The sequence below is a fragment of the Paenibacillus sp. FSL K6-0276 genome, from assembly GCF_037977235.1.
In the GTDB taxonomy this organism is placed as follows: domain Bacteria; phylum Bacillota; class Bacilli; order Paenibacillales; family Paenibacillaceae; genus Paenibacillus_AQ.
Genome location: NZ_CP150276.1, coordinates 694,867 through 712,550 on the forward strand (window position 1 = coordinate 694,867; position 17,684 = coordinate 712,550).

Here is a 17,684-nt window from a genome sequence, read left to right on the forward strand (position 1 = left end):
TGTAAGGATTTTAGATTCATAGTTCTACTTGGTTGATTCTATTAATTTGTCTAGTGAAATTAGGACAGATAGAGCTTATACGATAACGGCAAACCTATCGAAAGGTAGGGACGCAAAGCTAAAGGGCCTTCCCGAAAGGATGGCAGCCAGCTACCGAAAGGGGTTTTATCCGTGAAAAAAGTTTATTTTATGATGGTGGCGCTGTTCGTACTGATTACTTCGGTTCCGGTAAGCACAGCTCAAGCCGCGAGTGTAGATTCGAACTGGTTGAATACATCGAAATTGGATCAAGGTGTAATCGGGATTAACTACGATATTCCAAAGGATAAAAGAATTAAACTTATGATCACAAAAGATAACAGTAGCTATACATATAATTTATATGCTTCTGGACAAGCTGAGGACTTCCCTTTGCAACAAGGAAATGGGACTTATAAAGTTTCTGTTCTCGAGAACACAACGGGTAATAAATACAAAGCTCTCTATTCTGAAGTAGTAGATTTAACTATGAATGACTCGAATTCCGTATATTTGGGCTCCGTTCAGAATGTGAAATGGAGTTCTTCTGATAAAGCGATCGTTAAGGCTAAAGAGCTTACACAAGGCAAAACAACAGACGAAGAAAAAGTTAAGGCAATCTATAACTATGTAATTGCTAATGTACAGTACGATTATTCTCTTGCTAATAACGTAACGACTGATTACATTCCGAACATTAATAACACTTTGAATACTAAAAAAGGAATCTGCTATGATTATGCTTCTCTTTTTGCCGCAATGCTACGGAGTGTAGATGTTCCTGCTAAATTGGTGATGGGGAATACTAGCTACGTTACGCAATACCATGCATGGAATGAAGTATTGATGGATGGGAAATGGGTTACTATTGATACCACGGTAGATGCATCGGCAGCGAAGAGTAAAAAGAATTCGGATTTCATTAAGGCTTCAAGTAAATATACTGCAGCAAAATACTATTAATTTGCATTGCTAGAATCATAACTCTATTAAATAAACAACCAGCTTAATGATTAAGCTGGTTGTTTATTTTCTATTAGGGGTTGCTTTTCTATGAATAGATAGGTTATTATAGTTAAGCGTTGTTAGACAGCGTACAGGCAGTTTTGAGAGAGTTTGATAAACGGCTTTCGAAAAAAAGCTTGCATTACTGAGAGTAACGTGATATATTATAAGAGTTGCTGCTGAGACATTAAACGGCGTCAACGAGAACTTGATCTTTGAAAACTGAACAACGAGTGAGTAGGAAATCACGAAAGTGAAATCCGAATTAGAGAATTAATTTTCTCGTCAGATGTTTCAAAATGAGCATATCGCTCTTTTCAATACTAATTGGAGAGTTTGATCCTGGCTCAGGACGAACGCTGGCGGCGTGCCTAATACATGCAAGTCGAGCGGAGTTACTTTGAAAGCTTGCTTTCAAAATAACTTAGCGGCGGACGGGTGAGTAACACGTAGGCAACCTGCCCCTTAGACTGGGATAACTACCGGAAACGGTAGCTAATACCGGATAATTTCTTTTTTCTCCTGAAGAAAGAATGAAAGACGGAGCAATCTGTCACTGAGGGATGGGCCTGCGGCGCATTAGCTAGTTGGTGGGGTAACGGCCCACCAAGGCGACGATGCGTAGCCGACCTGAGAGGGTGAACGGCCACACTGGGACTGAGACACGGCCCAGACTCCTACGGGAGGCAGCAGTAGGGAATCTTCCGCAATGGGCGAAAGCCTGACGGAGCAACGCCGCGTGAGTGATGAAGGTTTTCGGATCGTAAAGCTCTGTTGCCAGGGAAGAACGTCCGGTAGAGTAACTGCTATCGGAGTGACGGTACCTGAGAAGAAAGCCCCGGCTAACTACGTGCCAGCAGCCGCGGTAATACGTAGGGGGCAAGCGTTGTCCGGAATTATTGGGCGTAAAGCGCGCGCAGGCGGCTATTTAAGTCTGGTGTTTAAACCTTGGGCTCAACCTAAGGTCGCACTGGAAACTGGGTGGCTTGAGTACAGAAGAGGAAAGTGGAATTCCACGTGTAGCGGTGAAATGCGTAGATATGTGGAGGAACACCAGTGGCGAAGGCGACTTTCTGGGCTGTAACTGACGCTGAGGCGCGAAAGCGTGGGGAGCAAACAGGATTAGATACCCTGGTAGTCCACGCCGTAAACGATGAGTGCTAGGTGTTAGGGGTTTCGATACCCTTGGTGCCGAAGTTAACACAGTAAGCACTCCGCCTGGGGAGTACGGTCGCAAGACTGAAACTCAAAGGAATTGACGGGGACCCGCACAAGCAGTGGAGTATGTGGTTTAATTCGAAGCAACGCGAAGAACCTTACCAGGTCTTGACATCCCTCTGAATCCACTAGAGATAGTGGCGGCCTTCGGGACAGAGGAGACAGGTGGTGCATGGTTGTCGTCAGCTCGTGTCGTGAGATGTTGGGTTAAGTCCCGCAACGAGCGCAACCCTTAACTTTAGTTGCCAGCAAGTAATGTTGGGCACTCTAGAGTGACTGCCGGTGACAAACCGGAGGAAGGTGGGGATGACGTCAAATCATCATGCCCCTTATGACCTGGGCTACACACGTACTACAATGGCCGGTACAACGGGAAGCGAAACCGCGAGGTGAAGCCAATCCCATCAAAGCCGGTCTCAGTTCGGATTGCAGGCTGCAACTCGCCTGCATGAAGTCGGAATTGCTAGTAATCGCGGATCAGCATGCCGCGGTGAATACGTTCCCGGGTCTTGTACACACCGCCCGTCACACCACGAGAGTTTACAACACCCGAAGTCGGTGGGGTAACCCGCAAGGGAGCCAGCCGCCGAAGGTGGGGTAGATGATTGGGGTGAAGTCGTAACAAGGTAGCCGTATCGGAAGGTGCGGCTGGATCACCTCCTTTCTATGGAGAATCGTTTCCTGCAATGGAAACATTCAAATCGGAAGTTAAACTTCCAAAATACTCACTCGTTGCTCAGTTTTGAGAGTTTAAGCTCTCATCTTTAAACTTGATCCTTGAAAACTGGATACCGAAACGAATTTGCGTTTTAGAACATCTTTTAGCAACTTGTGCAAACAAGTAAATGTTATTAGTGAATACAATGGAATCCGAAAGAAGTAAAGTGTGTTGAATTCATTCAATGTGCAATATTTCTCATACGGAGAAAATTGAGGTTAAGCTAATAAGAGCACACGGAGGATGCCTAGGCGCCAGGAGCCGACGAAGGACGTGGCGAACAACGAAACTGCCTCGGGGAGCTGTAAGCAAGCTTTGATCCGGGGGTGTCCGAATGGGGAAACCCAGCTGTGGTAATTCGCAGTTACTCATCTCTGAACACATAGGAGATGTAGAGGCAGACCAGGGGAACTGAAACATCTAAGTACCCTGAGGAAGAGAAAACAATAGTGATTCCGTCAGTAGCGGCGAGCGAACGCGGAACAGCCTAAACCTAAGAGCTTGCTCTTAGGGGTTGTGGGACGTCTCACATGGAGTTACAAAGGAATATGGTAGGCGAAGAGGTCTGGAAAGGCCCGCGATAGAGGTAAAAGCCCTGTAGCCTAAACTGTGTTCTCTCCGAGACGGATCCCGAGTAGTGCGGGGCACGTGAAACCCCGTATGAATCCAGCAGGACCATCTGCTAAGGCTAAATACTACCTGGCGACCGATAGTGAAACAGTACCGTGAGGGAAAGGTGAAAAGCACCCCGGAAGGGGAGTGAAATAGAACCTGAAACCGTGTGCTTACAAAAAGTCAGAGCCCTATCTATGGGTGATGGCGTGCCTTTTGTAGAATGAACCGGCGAGTTACGTTTAACATGCAAGGTTAAGTCGAGAAGACGGAGCCGCAGCGAAAGCGAGTCTGAATAGGGCGATTTAGTATGTGGACGTAGACCCGAAACCGTGTGATCTACCCCTGTCCAGGGTGAAGGTGCGGTAACACGCACTGGAGGCCCGAACCCACGCATGTTGAAAAATGCGGGGATGAGGTGGGGGTAGCGGAGAAATTCCAATCGAACTCGGAGATAGCTGGTTCTCCCCGAAATAGCTTTAGGGCTAGCCTCGGTATAAGAGTAGTGGAGGTAGAGCACTGATTGGTTGCGGGGCCCGCAAGGGTTACCAAGATCAGTCAAACTCCGAATGCCATATACTTATTGCCGGGAGTCAGACAGTGAGTGCTAAGATCCATTGTCAAAAGGGAAACAGCCCAGACCATCAGCTAAGGTCCCCAAGTGTGTGTTAAGTGGGAAAGGATGTGGAGTTGCACAGACAACCAGGATGTTGGCTTAGAAGCAGCCACCATTGAAAGAGTGCGTAATAGCTCACTGGTCGAGTGACTCTGCGCCGAAAATGTAACGGGGCTAAACACACCACCGAAGCTATGGCTAGATACGTATGTATCTGGGGTAGGGGAGCGTTGTATGTGGGTTGAAGGTGTACCGTAAGGAGCGCTGGACAGCATACAAGTGAGAATGCCGGTATGAGTAACGAAAAGATCAGTGAGAATCTGATCCGCCGAAAGCCCAAGGTTTCCTGAGGAAGGCTCGTCCGCTCAGGGTAAGTCGGGACCTAAGGCGAGGCCGAAAGGCGTAGTCGAAGGACAACAGTTTGAAATTACTGTACCACCGTAATCCGCTATGAGCGATGGGGTGACGCAGGAGGGTAGTGACGCGGACTGATGGATATGTCCGTCTAAGCAGTGAGGCTGATGTGTAGGCAAATCCGCACATCATTAAGGCTGGGCTGTGATGGGGAGCGAAAATTACAGTAGCGAAGGTCATGATCTCACACTGCCAAGAAAAGCCTCTAGCCAGGAGAAGGTGCCCGTACCGCAAACCGACACAGGTAGGCGAGAAGAGAATTCTAAGGCGCGCGGAAGAACTCTCGTTAAGGAACTCGGCAAAATGACCCCGTAACTTCGGGAGAAGGGGTGCCCCGGTAGTGTGAATAGCACGAGGGGGCCGCAGTGAAAAGGCCCAAGCGACTGTTTAGCAAAAACACAGGTCTGTGCGAAGCCGCAAGGCGAAGTATACGGGCTGACGCCTGCCCGGTGCTGGAAGGTTAAGGGGAGTGGTTAGGGGTAACCCGAAGCTATGAACCGAAGCCCCAGTAAACGGCGGCCGTAACTATAACGGTCCTAAGGTAGCGAAATTCCTTGTCAGGTAAATTCTGACCCGCACGAATGGCGTAACGACTTGGGCGCTGTCTCAACGAGAGATCCGGTGAAATTTTAATACCTGTGAAGATGCAGGTTACCCGCGACAAGACGGAAAGACCCCATGGAGCTTTACTGCAGCTTGATATTGAATTTGGGTACGATCTGTACAGGATAGGTGGGAGCCGTAGAAATCGGAGCGCAAGCTTCGGTGGAGGCGCCGTTGGGATACCACCCTGATCGTATCTAGGTTCTAACCTAGTACCCTAATCGGGTACGGGGACCGTGTCAGGCGGGCAGTTTGACTGGGGCGGTCGCCTCCTAAAGAGTAACGGAGGCGTTCCAAGGTTCCCTCAGAATGGTTGGAAATCATTCGAAGAGTGCAAAGGCATAAGGGAGCTTGACTGCGAGACCTACAAGTCGAGCAGGGACGAAAGTCGGACTTAGTGATCCGGTGGTACCGCATGGAAGGGCCATCGCTCAACGGATAAAAGCTACCCTGGGGATAACAGGCTTATCTCCCCCAAGAGTCCACATCGACGGGGAGGTTTGGCACCTCGATGTCGGCTCATCGCATCCTGGGGCTGAAGTAGGTCCCAAGGGTTGGGCTGTTCGCCCATTAAAGCGGTACGCGAGCTGGGTTCAGAACGTCGTGAGACAGTTCGGTCCCTATCTGTCGTGGGCGCAGGAAATTTGAGAGGAGCTGTCCTTAGTACGAGAGGACCGGGATGGACGTACCGCTGGTGCACCAGTTGTTTCGCCAGAAGCATGGCTGGGTAGCTACGTACGGACGGGATAAGCGCTGAAAGCATCTAAGCGTGAAGCCCCCCTCAAGATGAGATTTCCCAATTAGTAAGACCCCTTGAAGACGACGAGGTAGATAGGTTGGAGGTGGAAGTGCAGTAATGCATGGAGCTGACCAATACTAATCGGTCGAGGGCTTATCCTATACTTAAAACGCAAATTCGATTCGGATTCAGTTTTCAGGAATCAAGTTCTAACCCATATGGTCCTAGTGGCTGTATGATGATGAATTTGTTTTCAGCATTTGGCGATGCTGAGACCTGAATAATGCATTTGTACCGCAAATGCCCGTTTGGTGGCGATAGCGGAGGGGTTCCACGCGTACCCATCCCGAACACGACCGTTAAGCCCTCCAGCGCCGATGGTACTTGGACCGAAGGGTCCTGGGAGAGTAGGACGTTGCCAAGCACACGAAGCCATTGTTGATTTATCAACAATGGTTTTTTTGTTCCCTTTATCGTCTATTTCGAATAATGTGGATAAGTTTTGAGGAAATAATGGATTCATAAAAGTTACTAACATGTGGATGAAAGAATCGAATTTATTCAAAATTGAAAGTAGTCCCCAATTTATGTGGATAGAGTAGTGGTATATGTGGATACTTCAAGTGAATGCAAGGATATTTTGCATGGCAGGAGGATAAACAATGGAGAACAATACTAATCTTGTGTGGATAGAGCAATTTTCTGTTCATGCGAGTGACACAGATTATCGATCGAAAGGCAAGTTATCCTTTATTTTGGATATCATGCAGCGTGCAGCGGATTCCGCAGTGGGTAAGTTGGGGATAAGTATGGAAGAGATTTTGAATGCGGGAATGGGCTGGATGATGATTACGCTCGATCTTGAATTTAAGCGTATTCCTCGCCCAAATGATCAGCTTAGTGTTCGTACCTGGAGTAAAGGAACCAAAGGGGCGCTATGGCAACGCGATTATCGTATTTTTGATGGAGATGGTATTGAGATCGCTACAGCCCGCACGATTTGGGCATTAGTGGATATTGAGAAAAGGAAGATCCTTCGACCTAATGCGCTCCCTGTTGAGCTTAAGCACTATAGTGGTGATTCAGTAGGAGATTTTCCTAATAAAGTAGCAATTCCCTCTGATATAAAGTTGGAAGAAGTTTACAAATACTGTGTTAGATACAGTGGTCTCGACACTAACGGGCATTTGAATAATGCACGATATGGTGATTTGTGTAGTGATGCGCTTACTTTATCGGAATGGGATAGTGCTGAGCTCAAACGCTTCCAGATTACTTATTTAAACGAAGCAAAGTTCGGGGACGAACTATCTATTTTACGCACTTCTGTAACGGATGATGGAATATTTGTACGTGGGCAGAATAGTGATACTGTATTTTTTGAAGCATGTGTAGAGTTGAAGAACATTGATAAGTAAGCAATTTATATAAATGGAATATTATTATAGAAGCGATTACTCCAAACTTCAATCGGGCCAGTCGCTTTTTAACTTTTTGAATAATGATTTTGATCAATCTGTAAAAGGGTTGCTTGGAATGCCTGTAGTTAAACTCCCTGGTGGGGAAGAAGTGAGGTTTGGTTCTTCAAGAACAGGCGATATCTACGGGCAACCGAACACACTTTTATTAGAACTTAATGAGGTTCAAAACACCGAGTTATTTGGATTTGAGTTTGAGTTAAGTGTAAGTGTACCTGTAGCCCAAATCGAAGAGCCATTTGTGTTTCAAGTACCCGTGAAAAAAGTAACTGAGGAAGTTATTAGGCTTACTCCATATCAAACGAAGAGCAGAGGTTCGTTTAGTTATACCGTTCAGAATCTAGATATTACGCCAGCAACGACTAGAATAGTTATTAATAGTATGGGTGAAGTTCCTGTATCGCCAGAACAAACAGGGGAGTATAGTCCAACGGAAGTGTTCTATCAGATAGAAGATAAGATGATCAAGGTAACATCATTGAACCGTACTTTCAGGGATACGATTTGTATCCGACTATACCACATCTTATAGTAGATAAAATAGGATTTGAATCTTTTGAAAGATGCTGAGGGTCAAAGAATAAAAACGTTCTATAAACGGCTTGAACAAACGATTCAGGTGCAGCAAGAGTAACTGTTAATCCAATAAGCTAAGAAGAGTCCGTTTCTGCATAGCAGATACGGACTCTTTTTTTATAAAAGTTCTAATGGAATGTAGATTTCACTCACCGAGTTTTCGTCGTTTGGTCCTAGATATAGATCACCATAATATTCCAATTCAAAAGGGAGGGATATTCTGTATTCTGTTTTCGGCAGCCAGATTCCGTAAATATATTTATAAGTAGAAGGGATATCACAAGAGCGACCTTTGTGGATGAATTTTAGATAGCGTATGGGGGGCAAGATTTGAATGGGAAATTCCCGATTGTTGTCCGCATATGTAGGGTTTAACTGACAAGCACACATGATCGAAAATCCATTACTTTCATAATCGTCTGGCCAGAAACCAAGCTGATAATATTTTTCAGGTTGTATTCTATCAGATATAGTAGCTACCTTGCTGAAAAGCGAAGGCCAAGTATCAGAAATGACGGAGAAATCATGGTCTACTTTAACTACGGGTCCCTGAAGTATGATTTCCCTGAAATCAACGGATTGGGGGAAGATATCACTATCCGGAGTTATTTTAAGTAGATCCTGTTCATATAGTCTAGGCAGCAAAGGGAGTTTCGTTTCAGTAAGTCTTTTACGGACAAGGGTAGGAGTTGTATACAGCATTCTTTTGAAAGCGCGAGTAAAGGTCTCATAGTTATTGAAGTTATAATCTAATGAGATGTCCTGGAGTGAGCGTTCTGGCATTCGATGAATATCCAAGGCTGCCTCAGTGATTTTGCGTCTGGATATATAGTCGCCGGGTGCTATCCCAGTGACCGCTTGAAATAGACGGGTAAAATGATAAAGTGAATACCCCATTTCTTTGGAGAGGACAGCTACAGGAAGAAACGTTGTTAATCGATCCTCAATGAGATCTAATGCTTGAATGATTAGTTGGCGATTGTTCAAGAGATGTCCTCCCATAACAGTTAATAGAATTGGTGTCCAACACGATTACTTCAATTATTTGCTGTCCAGTCCCCCCAATTAGCAGCCCAATCGGGAACGGTCACTTCCATTACGCGATCTGCACTAGGAAAATAGGCTTTGATGTCGAGGATCGGTGTGCCAGGATATGCATCAAGCCCGGCCACCTCTACTATTCCAGAGTCTACATCGACAGACAGGATTGCTGCTACACTAAGCCCAATTGGATTAGGGCGAATAGGGGAACGGGAAGCAAATACTCCAGTTAATGTCGCGTCATAAGGGGGGGGAATCTGTGTAGTCTGGCGGAAATGATCATCTGCAAACTCATGCAGCCACCAAAGGACTTGGCAATGACTAAACTGAGATAAACCTTTAAGTGCCGGGCTAAATTCCGGTTTGATTTCAAGTCGCAAATTATGTGGCATACCTGTAACCCATCCTATAGGTACTATATTATAGCTTTCTTGTTCATTCATTGACTATGACTCCTTTCGGGTATCAGATATTATCTAGTGTATAACGGAGTCCTACGGTAAAGCCTGACGATATTTGCTAACATTCATTTAATGCTATAATGAAATTTGATGTGGAAAGGGGAGCGTTATGAAGGTATTAGTATTGGCGGAGAAGCCGTCTGTTGCACGCGAGATTGCACGAGTCATGGGATGTAATAATAAACAGAAGAGTTATATTGAAGGTCCAAAATATGTGGTTACCTGGGCGCTGGGGCATTTGGTCGGCCTGGCAGAGCCCGAGGATTATAATAAAAAGTTTGCAACTTGGGCCTTGGAGGATTTGCCGATTTTACCGGAGAAGACCAAGCTGAAGGTGCTGCGGGAGACTAACCAGCAATACAAGGCTGTTCAGCATCTAATGAAACGTCAGGACATTGAGGAGCTTATTGTTGCTACAGATGCTGCTCGTGAAGGGGAGCTGCTAGCACGCTGGATTATGAATATGGCAGGATGGAAAAAGCCGTTCCGGCGGCTATGGATATCCTCTCAGACGGATAAAGCGATAAAAGAAGGATTCGCAAAGCTCCGTCCAGGTCGTGAGTTTGATCGTCTGTATGAATCTGCACGTTGCCGCGCAGAGGCAGATTGGATGATTGGACTGAATGTTACGCGAGCTTTGACTTGCAAGTTCGGTTCGCCCCTCTCAGCTGGACGGGTACAAACGCCAACGTTAGGGATGATTATGGATCGCGAAGGGGAGATTACTGGTTTCCGTTCCGTTGATTTTGAGACGTTGACTGCAGATTTCGGAGATTTCCAAGCGGCTTGGCGGGCCGGTAACGGAGATGGTCGGATATTCGAAAAGGATAAGACGGCAACTCTAAAGGATAAGCTTACTGGACGCAGCGGCCGTATTATTAAGGTACAGAAGAGTGAGAAAAGTGAACCTCATCCACTCGCTTATGATCTGACTGAACTGCAGCGTGATGCGAACCGGAAGTTCGGCTTCTCCGCGAAGCAGACCTCCAGTGTGCTTCAGCGGCTGTATGAGCAGCACAAGCTCGTCACTTATCCGCGTACAGACAGCCGTTATCTGACTTCTGATATGACGGGCACACTCAAGGAAAGATTGGACAGTGTGGCTGTTGGTCCATATGCAACATTGGCACGTCCACTGCTGCGTAAACCGCTGCCGATCACGAAGCGGATCGTGGATGATAGTAAAGTCAGCGATCACCACGCTATTATTCCTACAGAACAGACCGTATTGTTAAATGGCCTGAGTACTGAGGAACGTAAGTTGTATGATCTGATTGTGCGGCGTTTTATAAGCTTGTTCTATCCGCCAGCTCGTTATGATGCGGTAGCTGTAACCGTCAATGTGGAAGGGGAAAGCTTCCATGTCAAAGGGACGACGGTAAAAGATGCCGGCTGGCGTGAAGTATACGGCGGAGATATGAGTAGTGATGACGATGACGAATCTGCGGACGAGCCGACTGCAGGCAGTGTAAAGCTGCCTGAGCTGCGCGAAGGGGCTACTGTGACGATTGGCCGCTGTATGGTGCGTGCTGGTCGAACACAGCCACCGAAGCGTTATAATGAAGCTTCGCTGTTGACGCAAATGGAGAAGCACGGCCTCGGAACCCCGGCGACCCGCGCGGATATTATCGAGAAGCTGGTAAGCTCTGATACGATTGAGCGTCAAGGAAATCTCCTGCATCCGACAGGAAAAGGTAAGCAGCTCATCGAGTTGGTATCCACTCAGCTACGGACACCGGATCTAACCGCGCGCTGGGAAGCTGAGCTGGAGAAAATAGCGCGTGGTCAAGGGAAACCGGAGCTCTTTTTACAAGGCATACGCAGTATGGCACAGGAACTGGTAACAGGTGTCAAAACTAGTGGAGCAGAATACAAACCGCATAATGTCTCTAACAGTAATTGTCCGGAATGCGGTACAAGACTACTCGAGAAGAAGAGCAAACGGGGCAAGCTGCTTGTGTGTCCTGCAGATAACTGCGGCTATACCCGTGCCGGTGAGAAAAGACTTTCGAATCGCCGCTGCCCACAGTGCCATAAGAAAATGGAGCTTAAAGAAGGTAAAGCAGGCATGTTCGTACAATGTCTAGGCTGTGGAATCACAGAAACCTTGGATAAGGATCACAAGCATGTTAATAAACGTGAACAGCAAAAGCTGGTCCAGCAATATAGTAAGCAAGAAAGCATGGGTTCTAACCTTGGGGAGCTGCTGAAAGCAGCGCTTGAAGGGCAAAAGAAGGATAAGTAGAGTATTGAAATAATGAAGGCTGCTGAGTGCGCTCAGCAGTCTTTTTTCTGTCCAAGTAAGTTTTTGTGGTCTACGGGTAGGCTCTGAATTAGAATGTTAAGCAAATACATAGAGCAGGTGATCAGGGTGGCAGCTGAACAGCAAGTGGATCAGTTGAAAGCGGGAGATCGTCCACAGGGGCAGGGAGGTAGTAGGTTTTTCTTTCTCGTTATTGTATTTATGTTCTGGTTTTCTTCTTATATTTATGTTCCGGTGCTTTCACCTTATGTAGAGCACCTGGGTGCATCGTATTTTATGGTGGGCATGGTGCTTGGCGTATATGGTTTAATGCAGATTCTGTTCCGTTTGCCGATTGGCATCGGTTCGGATTATTTGAATCGGCGGAGACCGTTTATTTATCTAGGACTGATTGCGAGCGGAGCTAGCTGCTTTCTTTTTATGTGGGGGGTGCAGCCTGGTTGGGCATTGGCGGCGCGTGCTGTATCCGGTATAGCGGCTTCGGCATGGGTTGTGTATACTGTGATGTTCGCGGGATATTTCCCGAAAGAGGAAGCTGGAAAAGCGATGGGGATGCTGCAATTCACTACGGTAATCGCCCAATTGATGAGCATGATGATCAGTGGCTATATGGTGGAACATTGGGGCTGGAATGCCCCGTTTCTGATTGGCGGAATTGTAGCGATTGCAGCACTGCTACTTGCTTTGCGATTGCCTGAACAAAAACAGGAGAAACGGCAAAGTGCGATACAGATCAAGGATCTGGCGGGTGTTATGAAGGAGCCGCTCCTGGTAAGAGTCTCACTGCTGTCTGTATTGGCACACTGTGTGCTATTCATTACGATGTTCGGATATACTCCGAACCAAGCTTTGAATATTGGAGCAAGCAAAGAAAGCTTGGGCTGGTTAACGCTCGCTTTTATGATTCCGCATGCTGTCGCGACGCTCTACGGCTCACGGCTATTCGGAAGGCTGCTCGAAGACAGGGGAACGCTTCTCCTAGGCTTCGCGGGAAGTGCATTGTTTACATTTCTTATTCCTTCTATGCCGACGTTAGCAATGCTCTGTTTGACTCAAGTAGGAAATGGATTTATGCAGGGACTTATTTTTCCATTGTTGCTAGGCAAGTCGGTGTCAGAAGTAGATCCATATAAACGCGCAACTGCTATGGGCTTCTATCAGGCTGTTTATGCGATAGGTATGTCGGCTGGCCCGTTCGTGGCAGGATGGATGAGCGCTCTGTATGGTTTGACCGGGGGGTTCTGGTTGGGCGGGATTGCGGCGGCATTGGCTGCGATATTGTCCTGGGTATGGATGAAGGATGCGAAGCAATGAAACCTAAGAGGTGGGCAACGAAGTTATCAGAGCTTGTAAGGATGATTGGTTTTTTGTGAAAAAGAGGAATATAATAGAGATAGATAGGAAGCAAGGAGGAGCCCGGGAGAATGGTCAAGGTTATAATGTTGTGGTTTGTGGTAATTAATATAATCGGATATGTAGTTATGTCCGAAGACAAGAACAAAGCCCGTAAACGGCGAGAACGTGTACCTGAGAAGACACTTTTTCTGCTGGCAGCTATGGGCGGGGCACTAGGCGTGCTGATTGCCATGTATCGTAAGCGCCACAAGACGCGACATATGTCCTTTAGGATCGGAATTCCGTTACTTCTGTTGCTGAATATTTTTTTGTACAGCTATTTTTTAAGGTGATAGTCATTATGATTACAAACTAGAAAAAGAGGTGGCGTACATGTTATTCTCTAAAATTTTACTCGCCTATGACGGTTCTAAGGCTTCCAATCAGGCTTTGGAGCGCGCAATTGAACTCGCAAAAGTAACTCCAGGTTCTACGATGCATGTCGTACACGCATTTGAATTCCCAAGATTTTTTATCGGAGAAGCTCTTGCACCACTACCAGCTTCAGTAAATAAAGAATATTATGATTTAGCTGTGCAGACTACGGAAGAAGTGAAGGGACGCCTTGAGGCTGAAGGCTTGAATGCTGAGGTTGAGCTATTACAAGGATCTCCTGCTGAAGTAATTTTGAAATATGCTAAGGAACATGCTATAGATGTTATTGTTATCGGCAGCCGCGGACTTGGCGGAATACGTGAATTTGTCCTGGGAAGTGTGAGCCACAATGTAGTACAAAGCGCTCGCATTCCAGTGCTGGTAGTAAAATAATATAAAGTTAAAAGGGACGCTGATGGCGTTCCTTTTTCATTGTTAAGAAACTAAAAGACTGAATATGAATCTAATAAAGTCATTATATGTAATCCGATGAAGCATATTTTACAGTTAATATAACATGTGTTGTTAGAGCTAGGAGTGTACGGAAAGAAGTCTTTATCATCCCAATAAGTGGCTATTGAGAATTCAAATACGCCCAAAAGCGAACAATTAGTAATTGGAATATATCAATGTTCGTGTTTGAGTTGACATCCTATGTAGGGGATTGTTAAACTGATGTCATGAGCAACTCGTATAAAACCGGGGATATGGCCCGGAAGTTTCTACCCGGGAACCGTAAATTACCGGACTATGAGGAAATAGGATGATAGAATGCGGCAATGCGGTCCGGGTGACGGAGTGATGCATTGTGCCATTTTCCGCGCTTAATGCCAGCTTAGTGATAGGCATGCGGATTATTTTTTTCCTAATTTCTTTACTAGTCCGATCCTCCCGCAGCAATATGCGTCTGGTCATCGGGCTTTTTTTATTAGAATTTACAAGATAAAGATATCCATACTAGTGATCGGAAGGTAGGTCGAATCATGTCTGTGCAGGTAGCTGTCATCATGGGCAGTAAATCGGATTGGGATACGATGGAGCACGCTTGTGCGGTGCTTGAAGAGCTGGGATTATCTTATGAGAAGAAGGTAGTATCCGCGCACCGGACGCCGGACTTGATGTTCAGCTATGCGGAGGAAGCAGCGGGCCGTGGCATTCGCGTCATTATTGCGGGAGCGGGAGGCGCAGCGCATTTGCCGGGTATGGTGGCAGCAAAGACAATCCTGCCTGTGATTGGAGTGCCAGTGCAGTCGAAGGCGCTTAATGGGCTGGATTCGCTTCTCTCCATCGTGCAAATGCCTGGAGGCATTCCGGTGGCAACGGTAGCGATTGGTAAGGCAGGCGCTGTTAATGCAGGCCTGTTGGCTGCACAGATTATCGGAGCGTTCGATCCAGAAGTGCAGCAGCGTGCGCAGCTGCGGCGGGATGCGATCCGCGACGAAGTACTTGAAAGCAGCGACAGCTTATGAGACCGGACGAGCTGAAGCTGCCGGAGGCTGGCGGCGTAGCTTCGCCAGCCGCTGTTGATGCGTCCGGCACGGACACCGTCCGGACGCTACTGCCCGGCGCGACCGTCGGCGTGCTCGGCGGCGGGCAGCTCGGTCGCATGATGGCGCTGGCTGGCAGCGCCATGGGCTACCGCTTCGTGGCGCTGGACCCTGCGCTGGATGCGCCCTGTGGGCAAGTTACGCCGCAGATCACGGCGGCGTATAACGACCGGGACGCGGCGCGGGAGCTAGCCCGCCGCGCGGACGTCATCACGTACGAGTTCGAGAACGTTGACGCGGGCGTAGCCGCGCTGCTGACGGAGGAATCGTACGTGCCACAGGGCAGCGCGCTGCTGTATACGACGCAGCATCGGCTGCGTGAAAAAGCCGCCATCGAAGCGGCAGGCGTACCCGTCGCCCCGTACCGTAAGGTGGATAGCCTTGCGGAGCTGAAAGTGGCGGCGGCTGAACTTGGGCTACCTTGTGTGCTAAAGACAGCCACAGGAGGTTATGACGGCAAGGGTCAAGCCGTGATTCGACAGGAGGAAGAGCTGGAAGAAGCCTTCCAGCAAGTAGCACCCGGAGCAGTTGTGCCGGAGCTGGTGCTTGAGAAATTCGTAGCTTTTGAGTGTGAAATATCTGTCGTTGCTGCACGCAGTGCATCTGGGGAGGTCAAGAGCTTTCCGCCTGCTGAGAACATTCATGTGAATAACATTTTGCATCTATCTATTGTACCTGCAAGAGTATCAGAGGATATTCAGCGGAGAGCATGCGAATTGGCAGAGACATTAATCGCTGGACTTCATGCAGTTGGACTGCTGGCAGTGGAAATGTTCGTCACAGAGGACGGACAATTGTTCGTCAATGAGCTGGCACCAAGACCGCATAACTCTGGACACTACACCATGGATGCTTGCGCGACTTCACAGTTCGAGCAGCATGTCCGGGCGATCTGTAATCTGCCGCTGGGCGATACAACGCTTTTGACACCTGTAGTTATGGTAAATGTACTAGGTCAGCATTTGGACGGAGCAATTAAAGCGACCTGTACACAAGACGAAAAAGATAATAAGCTGGGTGTTGTACCTAAGCTTCATATATATGGCAAGACTGAGAGTAAGACCGGCCGGAAGATGGGCCATATCAATCTGCTCTGCAAGGATACCGGAGACGGCTTATCCTGGGTGGAGCAATCTAAACTTTGGAGGAACTAAAGAATATGATCGAACGTTACAGTAGACCTGAGATGCGAGCTATTTGGACGGAGGAGAATAAATTCAAAGCGTGGCTGGAAGTTGAAATTTGCGCTTGTGAAGCATGGGCTGAACTGGGAGTAATCCCTCACGAAGACGCAGCTAAACTGCGTAAAGATGCTAAATTCGACATCGCACGTATTGATGAAATAGAACAAGAAACACGCCATGACGTAATCGCATTTACACGTGCGGTATCTGAGAGCCTTGGCGCAGAACGTAAATGGGTACACTACGGTCTTACTTCTACTGACGTGGTAGATACGGCGCTGGGTTACTTGCTACGTCAAGCGAATGAGATTCTAGAGAAGGATATCATCAATTTTATTGAGATCCTTAAAGATAAAGCTATTGCTTACAAAGATACGCCGATGATGGGCCGTACGCATGGTGTTCATGCCGAGCCAACTACTTTCGGTCTGAAAATGGCACTATGGTACGAAGAAATGAAACGTAACCTGGAGCGTTTCCGCCATGCTGCGAATGGTGTGCAGTTCGGTAAAATCTCCGGAGCGGTTGGTACTTATGCCAACATTGATCCTTTCGTAGAAGAATTTGTTTGCCGCAAGCTTGGCACAAGCCCAGCTCCAATCTCTACCCAAACTCTGCAGCGTGACCGTCACGCTGAATACATGGCTGCTCTTGCTTTGGTAGCGACTTCGTTAGACAAATTTGCTACTGAAATCCGCGCCCTGCAAAAGAGTGAGATTCGCGAAGTGGAAGAAGCCTTTGCAAAAGGCCAAAAAGGTTCATCCGCTATGCCTCACAAACGGAACCCCATTGGCTGTGAGAACATTTCCGGTCTGTCCCGCGTCATTCGCGGACATATGGTTACAGCGTACGAGAACGTACCACTTTGGCATGAACGCGACATTTCGCACTCCTCCGTGGAACGTATCATCCTTCCGGATGCGACGATGCTGCTCAACTATATGCTGAACCGTTTCGGAAATATCGTGAAGAACCTGACTGTATTCCCAGAGAATATGAAACGTAACATGAACCGCACGTTCGGTGTTCCTTTCTCCGGTCGGATCTTGACTAAACTGATCGACAAAGGCCTTAGCCGTGAGCAAGCATACGATACCGTTCAACCGCGTGCTATGCAAGCTTGGGAAGAGCAAAAACAGTTCCGTGATATCGTGGAAGCTACACCTGAGATTACTAACGTTCTTACCCCAGAAGAAATTGAAGATGCATTTAACCCTTCGTGGCACCTTAAGCATGTGGATACCATCTTCCGCAAGTTAGAGCTTATCTAAAAAAAAGATAGGTTAGTGGTGAACTAAGGAACGTAGCAATAAATAGGCGGAAGAGTTGCGGAAAGAGCGTAATTGTTCAGTAGAGCTGGATGGTATGAGGTTTGCAATATGGATTAGGGTTGAAGAGGGAACGAAGAGAATTTTTGGAAC

The 17,684-nt window shown here is 47.3% G+C and carries 12 protein-coding genes, 3 rRNA genes and 2 riboswitches; of the genes, 13 read left to right on the top strand and 2 right to left on the bottom strand.

Annotated elements, in window-relative coordinates:
* Positions 1-77 precede the first annotated feature (77 nt).
* Positions 78-158, top strand: a riboswitch (cyclic di-GMP riboswitch).
* Between the two features lie 13 nt (positions 159-171).
* The 6 genes from MHH52_RS03225 (at position 172) to MHH52_RS03250 (ending at position 7,953) form a co-directional block, all read left to right on the top strand.
* Entirely contained in the window at positions 172-981 is an 810-nt protein-coding gene (locus tag MHH52_RS03225) for a transglutaminase-like domain-containing protein (RefSeq protein WP_313640657.1), read from the top strand.
* A gap of 366 nt (positions 982-1,347) precedes the next feature.
* Positions 1,348-2,905, top strand: a 16S ribosomal RNA gene (locus MHH52_RS03230).
* 270 nt (positions 2,906-3,175) lie between these two features.
* Positions 3,176-6,104 (top strand): 23S ribosomal RNA (locus tag MHH52_RS03235).
* Between the two features lie 146 nt (positions 6,105-6,250).
* Positions 6,251-6,367, top strand: a 5S ribosomal RNA gene (gene rrf, locus MHH52_RS03240).
* The 16S, 23S and 5S rRNA genes sit together here, the layout of an rRNA operon.
* 238 nt (positions 6,368-6,605) lie before the next feature.
* The gene (locus MHH52_RS03245) at positions 6,606-7,361 is read left to right on the top strand and encodes an acyl-ACP thioesterase domain-containing protein (RefSeq protein WP_340006620.1); all 756 of its coding nucleotides are present in this window, start codon (positions 6,606-6,608) and stop codon (positions 7,359-7,361) included.
* 76 nt (positions 7,362-7,437) lie between these two features.
* Entirely contained in the window at positions 7,438-7,953 is a 516-nt protein-coding gene (locus MHH52_RS03250) for a hypothetical protein (RefSeq protein ID WP_340006621.1), read from the top strand.
* A gap of 161 nt (positions 7,954-8,114) precedes the next feature.
* Here MHH52_RS03250 and MHH52_RS03255 read toward each other — a convergent pair whose 3' ends face one another.
* Positions 8,115-8,984, bottom strand: coding sequence for an AraC family transcriptional regulator (locus MHH52_RS03255; RefSeq protein ID WP_340006622.1), 870 nt, complete (start codon positions 8,982-8,984; stop codon positions 8,115-8,117).
* A 50-nt stretch (positions 8,985-9,034) separates the two neighbouring features.
* Positions 9,035-9,481: a tRNA (N6-threonylcarbamoyladenosine(37)-N6)-methyltransferase TrmO gene (tsaA, locus tag MHH52_RS03260; protein WP_340006623.1), complete on the bottom strand. Its 447-nt coding sequence runs from the start codon at positions 9,479-9,481 to the stop codon at positions 9,035-9,037.
* Between the two features lie 127 nt (positions 9,482-9,608).
* On the opposite strand from tsaA, the gene MHH52_RS03265 reads away from it, so the two are divergent.
* The 7 genes from MHH52_RS03265 to purB all read left to right on the top strand — a co-directional run bounded on the left by MHH52_RS03265 (position 9,609) and on the right by purB (position 17,534).
* Entirely contained in the window at positions 9,609-11,744 is a 2,136-nt protein-coding gene (locus MHH52_RS03265) for a DNA topoisomerase 3 (RefSeq protein ID WP_340006624.1), read from the top strand.
* Positions 11,745-11,837: 93 nt separating this feature from the next.
* Entirely contained in the window at positions 11,838-13,076 is a 1,239-nt protein-coding gene (locus MHH52_RS03270; protein ID WP_340006626.1) for an MFS transporter, read from the top strand.
* 110 nt (positions 13,077-13,186) lie between these two features.
* Positions 13,187-13,450 carry a DUF1294 domain-containing protein gene (locus tag MHH52_RS03275; RefSeq protein ID WP_042193264.1) on the top strand — a complete coding sequence of 88 codons (264 nt, stop codon included), beginning with the start codon at positions 13,187-13,189 and terminating at the stop codon, positions 13,448-13,450.
* A gap of 40 nt (positions 13,451-13,490) precedes the next feature.
* Positions 13,491-13,925, top strand: coding sequence for a universal stress protein (locus MHH52_RS03280; RefSeq protein ID WP_042184737.1), 435 nt, complete (start codon positions 13,491-13,493; stop codon positions 13,923-13,925).
* Between the two features lie 276 nt (positions 13,926-14,201).
* Positions 14,202-14,303: riboswitch (purine riboswitch) on the top strand.
* A 212-nt stretch (positions 14,304-14,515) separates the two neighbouring features.
* Positions 14,516-15,001 carry a 5-(carboxyamino)imidazole ribonucleotide mutase gene (gene purE / locus MHH52_RS03285; RefSeq protein WP_340006627.1) on the top strand — a complete coding sequence of 162 codons (486 nt, stop codon included), beginning with the start codon at positions 14,516-14,518 and terminating at the stop codon, positions 14,999-15,001.
* Positions 14,998-16,233, top strand: a complete 1,236-nt coding sequence (gene purK, locus MHH52_RS03290; RefSeq protein ID WP_340006629.1) for a 5-(carboxyamino)imidazole ribonucleotide synthase — start codon at positions 14,998-15,000, stop codon at positions 16,231-16,233. The genes purE and purK overlap by 4 nt, the downstream gene beginning before the upstream one ends.
* Before the next feature lie 5 nt (positions 16,234-16,238).
* A complete protein-coding gene (gene purB / locus MHH52_RS03295) occupies positions 16,239-17,534 on the top strand; it encodes an adenylosuccinate lyase (RefSeq protein WP_042124027.1) in 1,296 nt (431 codons plus the stop codon).
* The last annotated feature ends 150 nt before the right edge of the window (positions 17,535-17,684 follow it).

Coding starts and splice junctions, on each gene's coding strand:
- purB (WP_042124027.1), top strand. CDS start 16,239: ATGATCGAACGTTACAGTAGACCTGAGATGCGAGCTATTTGGACGGAG.
- MHH52_RS03265 (WP_340006624.1), top strand. CDS start 9,609: ATGAAGGTATTAGTATTGGCGGAGAAGCCGTCTGTTGCACGCGAGATT.
- tsaA (WP_340006623.1), bottom strand. CDS start 9,481: ATGAATGAACAAGAAAGCTATAATATAGTACCTATAGGATGGGTTACA.
- MHH52_RS03280 (WP_042184737.1), top strand. CDS start 13,491: ATGTTATTCTCTAAAATTTTACTCGCCTATGACGGTTCTAAGGCTTCC.
- purE (WP_340006627.1), top strand. CDS start 14,516: ATGTCTGTGCAGGTAGCTGTCATCATGGGCAGTAAATCGGATTGGGAT.
- MHH52_RS03270 (WP_340006626.1), top strand. CDS start 11,838: ATGTTAAGCAAATACATAGAGCAGGTGATCAGGGTGGCAGCTGAACAG.
- MHH52_RS03275 (WP_042193264.1), top strand. CDS start 13,187: ATGGTCAAGGTTATAATGTTGTGGTTTGTGGTAATTAATATAATCGGA.
- purK (WP_340006629.1), top strand. CDS start 14,998: ATGAGACCGGACGAGCTGAAGCTGCCGGAGGCTGGCGGCGTAGCTTCG.
- MHH52_RS03245 (WP_340006620.1), top strand. CDS start 6,606: ATGGAGAACAATACTAATCTTGTGTGGATAGAGCAATTTTCTGTTCAT.